General features: G+C 68.4%; 3 protein-coding genes. All 3 read left to right on the forward strand.

Translation table 11 applies throughout. The features are described 5' to 3' along the window. Positions 1 to 14: 14 nt before the first annotated feature. The gene (locus tag G3N64_RS38490) at positions 15 to 1,610 is read left to right on the forward strand and encodes a DHA2 family efflux MFS transporter permease subunit (protein WP_205788809.1); all 1,596 of its coding nucleotides are present in this window, start codon (positions 15 to 17) and stop codon (positions 1,608 to 1,610) included. A 10-nt stretch (positions 1,611 to 1,620) separates the two neighbouring features. Beyond that, a complete protein-coding gene (locus tag G3N64_RS38495) occupies positions 1,621 to 2,559 on the forward strand; it encodes a glycosyltransferase family 2 protein (protein WP_205788807.1) in 939 nt (312 codons plus the stop codon). Between the two features lie 8 nt (positions 2,560 to 2,567). Next, the coding region (locus G3N64_RS38500) for a TolC family protein (RefSeq protein ID WP_205788808.1) at positions 2,568 to 3,406 on the forward strand (839 nt) is incomplete at its 3' end.

Here is a 3,406-nt window from a genome sequence, read left to right on the forward strand (position 1 = left end):
GCTGTGGCCGGCGCATGAGCACCGCGTCGCCGCTTCACGACGGGCCCGTCGCGCCGTCCGCGTTCGACGTGCCGGCCCCCGCGCCGGCCGCGCAGCCGGTGCGCGGCATGCGGCTCGCGCTGCTGACGTTCGCGCTGTCGCTTGCGACCTTCATCGAGGTGCTCGATTCGACCGTGACGAACGTCGCGGTGCCGGCGATCTCCGGCAGTCTCGGCGTATCGAACAGCCAGGGCACGTGGGTGATCAGCTCGTATTCGGTCGCGGCCGCGATCGCGGTGCCGCTGACGGGCTGGCTCGCGCGCCGCGTCGGCGAGTTGCGGCTGTTCGTCGGCGCGGTGCTGCTGTTCACGTTGACGTCGCTGCTGTGCGGGCTCGCGCGCGACCTGCACGTGCTCGTGATCTGCCGCGCGCTGCAGGGGCTGTTTTCAGGGCCGATGGTGCCGCTGTCGCAGACGATCCTGCTGCGCACGTTCCCGCCGGACAAGCGCACGATCGCGCTCGCGCTGTGGGCGATGACGGTGCTGCTCGCGCCGATCTTCGGGCCGGTGGTCGGCGGCTGGATCGTCGACAACTTCTCGTGGCCGTGGATCTTCCTGATCAATTTGCCGATCGGTCTGTTCTCGTTCGCGGTCTGCACCGCGATGCTGCGCCCCGACGCACAACGCGGCGCGGCCGGCCCGATCGACGTACCGGGCATCGTGCTGCTCGTGATCGGCGTCGGCTCGCTGCAGGCGATGCTCGATCTCGGCCACGATCGCGGCTGGTTCGGCTCGCCGCTGATCGTCACGCTCGCGGTGGTCGCGGGGCTCTCGATCGTGTCGCTGCTGATCTGGGAGGCGGGCGAAGCGCATCCCGTCGTCGATCTCAGCCTGTTCCGCGATCGCACGTTCTCGTTCTGCGTGCTGATCATCTCGCTCGGGATGATGAGCTTCTCGGTGGTCGGCGTCGTGTTCCCGTTGTGGATGCAGGCCGTGATGGGCTACAACGCGTTTCACGCGGGATTGGCAACGGCGTCGCTCGGCGTGCTCGCGCTCGTGTTCTCGATCCTGGTCGGGCTGCATGCGCATCGCTTCGACGCGCGCGTGCTCGCGACGTTCGGCTTCCTCGTGTTCGCGGCCGTGCTCGCATGGGATGCGCATTTCACGCTGAAGATGACGTTCGCGCAGATCGCCGCGCCGGGGCTGATCCAGGGGATCGGGCTGCCGTGTTTCTTCATTCCGCTGACCGCCGCGACGCTGTCGCGCATTCCGGACGACCGGCTCGCCGCCGCGTCGAGCCTGTCGAACTTCCTGCGCACGCTGTCGGCCGCATTCGGCACCGCGATGAGCGTGACGCTGTGGGACAACCGCGCGACCTATCACTACGACGTCGTGTCGCAATCCGTCACGCATGCATCGGCGAACACGCAGCGCTTCGTGCAGACGCTGAACGCGATGGGCGTGGACGGCGTGCGCGAGCTGTCCACGCTGCACCAGGTCGTGATGCAGCAGGCATACATGATGGCGACCAACGACATGTTCTGGATGGCGAGCATGACGTGTCTCGCCCTCGCGGCGATGATGTGGCTGACGCGGCCGAAGCGTGGCGCGGCGGCGTCGTTCGGGCATTGAGGAGAGGAACATGACGACACTCGGCGCACTCGTGATCCTGTATCACCCGAGCGACGCGCAGCTCGACGCGCTCGGCGCATGGCGGCATGCGTGCGACGCATTGCTCGTCGTCGACAACACGCCGCAGCCCGACGCGCGAGCCCGCGAGCTGTGCGCGCGCGAAGGCATCGCACTGCTGCATCACGGCAATCGCAGCGGGATCGCGGGCGCGTACAACGCGGGGCTCGCGGCGCTGTTTCGCGATCGCATCGATGCCGTTGCGCTGTTCGACCAGGATTCGTCGGTGCCAACTGCGTATTTCCCGGTGATGCGCGATGTCTGCGCGGGGCTCGCGGGGCGCGCATTCCTGGCCGGCCCGCGCATCTTCGACGAGAACGCGCGCAGCTTCCTGCCCGAACTCTCGACCAACGGGATCGGGCTGCGCCGCCTGCGGATCGAGCCGGGCGCGCCGCTGCAGCGCTGCGCGTTCCTGATCTCGTCGGGCTGCGTCGTGTCGCGCGACGCATTCGACGTGCTCGGCCGCTTCGACGAGACGCTGTTCATCGATCACGTCGATACCGAATACAGCTTCCGCGCGCTGTCGCGCAACGTGCCGCTCTATGTCGTGCCGTCGCTGGTGCTGCCGCACCGGATCGGCGCGAAGCAGCGTCACGCGATCGGCCCTTTTGAAATGACGTCGATGAATCATTCGTGGCAACGGCGCTACTACAGCGCACGCAATGCGGTGCAGCTCGGGATGCAGTACGGGCTGCGCTTTCCGGTGGCGATCGTGCCGAACCTGCTGACCGTGTGGCAGGTCGTGCAGATCGCGCTCGTCGAACGCGACAAGCGCGCGAAGCTCGCCGGCATCCTGTTCGGCATCGCGGACGGCCTGTTCGGCCGGCTCGGCCCGCTCGAACGCACGCGGCCGCGTCTGGCCGCGCGTGCGCAGCGCGTTCAGCAGGGATGAGGGGCGCGATGCGGCGTGTGACAAAAGCGGCGGGACCGGCGCACGGCGTGAAGGGCGGCTCGACGATGATCGTCGCCGCGGCGGTGTCGCTGGCGTTGAGCGGATGCGTGCCGTCGGGCTTCCTGCCGTCGTTGTCGTTGCGCGCGCCGGCCGACGATGCGCTCGCGCACACGGCCGGCCCGGGCGTGGACGGTGCATGGCCTGCGCCCGACTGGGTGAAGCAGCTGCAGGATCCGCAACTCGATGCACTGGTCGCCGAGGCGTCGACAAACAACCCCGACCTGCAGGTCGCGCAGGCGCGGCTGCGGATCGCGCAGGCGCAGCTTCAGCAGTTCGATTCGTTGACGGGGCTGACGGGCACGGCCGGCGCGACGGTCAGCCGTGCGCGGATGCCGAAGCCGGGCGACGACGTCGCCAACGTGTCGGTGAGCGGCTATCGCGTGCCCGTCGAGATCTTCGGCGATCCGAACACCTCGCCGTCGTCGGTGTTCGTCGGGCTGACCTACCAGCTCGACCTGTGGGGGAAGAACCGCGCCGCGACGAAGAGCCTGATGTCGCTGCGCGAAGCGGCACGGGTCGAGGCCGAGCAGGTGCGGCTCACGCTGGCGGTCGCGATCGTCACCGTGTACTGCCAGCTCGACCAGGCGTATGCGACGCAGGAACTGCTGCAGCAGAAGCTGAAGGTCAGCCAGCGCGTGACGACCGTGCTGCGCGAGCGCACCGCGCGCGGGCTCGACAACGCGTACGACGCGAGCGACGCATCGATCAAGCGCAGCAAGCTGCTCGCGCAGATCGCCATGAACGACGAACAGATCAAGCTCGCGCAACTGCAGCTCGGCGTGCTGTC

The organism is Burkholderia sp. Ac-20344, from assembly GCF_017104975.1.
In the GTDB taxonomy this organism is placed as follows: Bacteria; Pseudomonadota; Gammaproteobacteria; order Burkholderiales; family Burkholderiaceae; genus Burkholderia.